This is a genomic window from Sphingopyxis sp., from assembly GCF_036402335.1.
Lineage (GTDB): Bacteria > Pseudomonadota > Alphaproteobacteria > Sphingomonadales > Sphingomonadaceae > Sphingopyxis.
This window is the reverse complement of sequence record NZ_DASWTD010000302.1, coordinates 1-2,581: the sequence shown is the minus strand read 5'-3', so window position 1 is coordinate 2,581 and position 2,581 is coordinate 1. Positions and strand designations below refer to the sequence as shown.

Genomic DNA, 2,581 nt, shown 5'->3' with positions numbered 1-2,581 from the left:
TGCGCAAGCCGAGCTGTTTGCCGCGTGCCCACCCCGCTGCGACTAGCGCGCCTTTGGCGCGGCAAGTCTCGCTCCCCTCCCGCTTGCGGGAGGGGTTGGGGGTGGGCATGACTTCGGGCGCTACCCCGTCACCCACTCGACCTTGGGATCGTTGAAATCGACGACGTCGGCGAGTTCGAGGACGTTCGGATAGCCATAGCCGACGAGGTTGATGAAGGTCTGGATATTGAGCGCGAGCGGCGCCGATTTGAGCGGCACGGGGCTGCGGTGGTTCGAGAAATTATTGTTGCAATAGATGAGGATGGGGCGATCCGGGTTGGCGCCGATCACCGCGGCGAGGCTCTCCGCGGTAAAGTCGGTGAGCGGGAGGTTGACCGCGCCCCTGATATGGCCGCGCGCGAAGGCTTCCTTCGAGCGCGCGTCGAGGAGGAGGGTGCCGGGCTTCGCGGCCGCGGCCTTGAAGGCGTCGAAGGCGATCAGGCGCTGCGCGCGTTCGGGCGCGACGCTGGCGGTGAGCGCCTGAAAGCCGGCATAGTCGATTTGCGGGTTCGCTTGCGCGAAGGCCGGCGTAGCCGTGAGGGCGAGAGCGAGAAGCAGGGTGCGCATGAGGATCCTCCCTTGAATGCAAGGAAGGCTACGCCGCGCCGGCTGGCTCTGCGATGAACCGAAAATGGCGCCGGACCGCTTTGCCAGGAAAGGGGCCTCGCGGTCCGGCACAGTGCAGGGGGCTTTGCGGAGCGAGCCTCAGGCGGCTTCGCTCTCGTCATCCTCTTCGTCCCACGGTTCGAAGACTTCGTCCTCGACCATATTGTCGACGGCATGGATGCGCACGCCGATGACCCAGTCGTCGAACGGGCCTTCCCACGCGGCTTCGACTTCGGTGAGCGCGTCGGCGGCGGCGTCCGCGGGGCGGTCGCCAACGAGGTCGAAATCCTGGAAGCCGTCCTCGGGCGGGGTGATATAGACATGCGGGTCGAGCCGGACATTGGACCAGCCTGCGGTGGGGGCGAGACCCTCGACCTCGACCGTCAGCAGCGGATTTTCCTCGTCGCCGCCGACAAAGGCGTTCACTTCGACAATTTCGCGTACCAGTTCGCTCATCACATGGCTCCTGTACGAAAGGGGCGGAGCCATCGATGGCCCCGCCCGATTCATACGCGACGCGTGTGACAGATTGGCGCGCGGCTTACTGTTTTTCGAACGCGGCGTGGATTTCGAGTTCGACCGCGTCGCTGACGTAGGGAATGCCCATCGAAATGCCGAAATCGCTGCGCTTGATCGTCGTTTCGGCCTGGAAGCCGATCGTTTCCTTCTTGGTCATGCCCATGCCCGCGCCGTGGAAATCGACGTCGAGCGTGACGGGTTTGGTCACGCCGTTGAGGGTGAGGTTGCCGGTGACCTTCGCCTCGTCGCCGTCGTCGTCGAGGACGACCGAGGTCGAGACGAATTTGGCGTCGGCAGGGGCGGCGCCGAAGAAGTCGGGCTTGCCGCCGTCCTTGCCCGCGCGCAGCAGGTGGTCGGTGAGCCCGGCGCTGGCGGTGGTGACCTTCGACACCGGGATCGTCACGTCGACCTTGGCCGCGGCAAGGTTCGCCGGATCGATGACGAGCGTGCCGGTCACATCGCCGAAGATGCCCGTATATTTGCTGAAGCCGAGGTGATCGACCTCCCACACGACCATCGTGTGACCCGCGTCGGCGGCGTAGGTGCCAGCGGTGACGCGCGACTTGTCGGGGGCGCCGGGGGCGGAGCCGCCCTGCGCAAGGACGATCGGGGTCGCGACGACGGCGACGAGAGCGAGGGCGGCATAGGGGAGGATGCGACGCATGGGACAGTCTCCTGAAAGGGAAGGCGCGAAGCTAGGCGAAGGCACGGGACGGCGTCAATAAGCCCCCGCAGAAACGCTGCGTTTCGGTTCGGGTTGCAGCCACGGTCCGGAATCACCTGGCGCGCCTTGTCGCAAGCCGCTTGTATGCCGCCGGTATCCGTGCTGCAAAGGTGAGGGTCCTGACCCTAGTGAAGCATGAAGGCGGGGGGCCGCATGGACGCATCATTCGCCAGCGAAGCCGGCGAGATCGGCAACGCCTTTCTGGCGGCGCCGTTCGCCGATGACGGCTGGGACAGCGCGCTGCGCCTGTTCGCGCGGCGGACGGGATCGACGCACGCGCAGCTTCTCGGCCTCGGCGACGAGGCGACGCTGTTCAATTTCATGCCCGATATCGACGCGTCCTATCAGCGCGAATTCGTGGAAATCGAGGCATGGCGACCCGAGGTCAACTGGCGCGTCGCCGCGGGCGGACGGCCGCTCGAGATATTGAGCGAGGCGCATTACGACGTTGTCCGCCAACATAGCGGGACCGACGAATATGAGGAGCATGTCCGCAAATGGGGCGGCGTGCACGGGTGCCAGACCGTCCTGGTTCAGGGCGAGGGGTTGCTCGTGGGGATGGCGGCGCTCCGGTCCGAGCGCGAGGGCCGGACCGGCAAACGCGACCGCAAGCTGTTTGCGGCGGGCGCCGCCCATGCGCTGGCGGCGGTACGGATGCAGCAGGCGATGGCGCGGCGCGGCGCCGAAATGACC

At 66.3% G+C, this 2,581-nt stretch carries 3 protein-coding genes and 1 pseudogene; 1 reads left to right on the top strand and 3 read right to left on the bottom strand.

Annotated features, from left to right (window positions below; all coding sequences use genetic code 11):
* Positions 1–120: 120 nt before the first annotated feature.
* From VGD20_RS09350 to VGD20_RS09340, 3 genes are all read right to left on the bottom strand, one after another.
* Positions 121–606: a rhodanese-like domain-containing protein gene (locus VGD20_RS09350; protein ID WP_331134180.1), complete on the bottom strand. Its 486-nt coding sequence runs from the start codon at positions 604–606 to the stop codon at positions 121–123.
* A gap of 138 nt (positions 607–744) precedes the next feature.
* Entirely contained in the window at positions 745–1,101 is a 357-nt protein-coding gene (locus tag VGD20_RS09345) for a hypothetical protein (RefSeq protein WP_331134179.1), read from the bottom strand.
* A gap of 85 nt (positions 1,102–1,186) precedes the next feature.
* Positions 1,187–1,828, bottom strand: coding sequence for a YceI family protein (locus VGD20_RS09340; RefSeq protein WP_331134178.1), 642 nt, complete (start codon positions 1,826–1,828; stop codon positions 1,187–1,189).
* A gap of 213 nt (positions 1,829–2,041) precedes the next feature.
* Here VGD20_RS09340 and VGD20_RS09335 point away from each other — a divergent pair.
* A pseudogene (locus VGD20_RS09335) lies at positions 2,042–2,581 on the top strand (helix-turn-helix transcriptional regulator); the annotation flags it as partial.

Bases quoted from the DNA above. Each gene is read 5' to 3' on its own strand.
- VGD20_RS09350 (WP_331134180.1), bottom strand. From the start codon at position 606: ATGCGCACCCTGCTTCTCGCTCTCGCCCTCACGGCTACGCCGGCCTTC.
- VGD20_RS09345 (WP_331134179.1), bottom strand. From the start codon at position 1,101: ATGAGCGAACTGGTACGCGAAATTGTCGAAGTGAACGCCTTTGTCGGC.
- VGD20_RS09340 (WP_331134178.1), bottom strand. From the start codon at position 1,828: ATGCGTCGCATCCTCCCCTATGCCGCCCTCGCTCTCGTCGCCGTCGTC.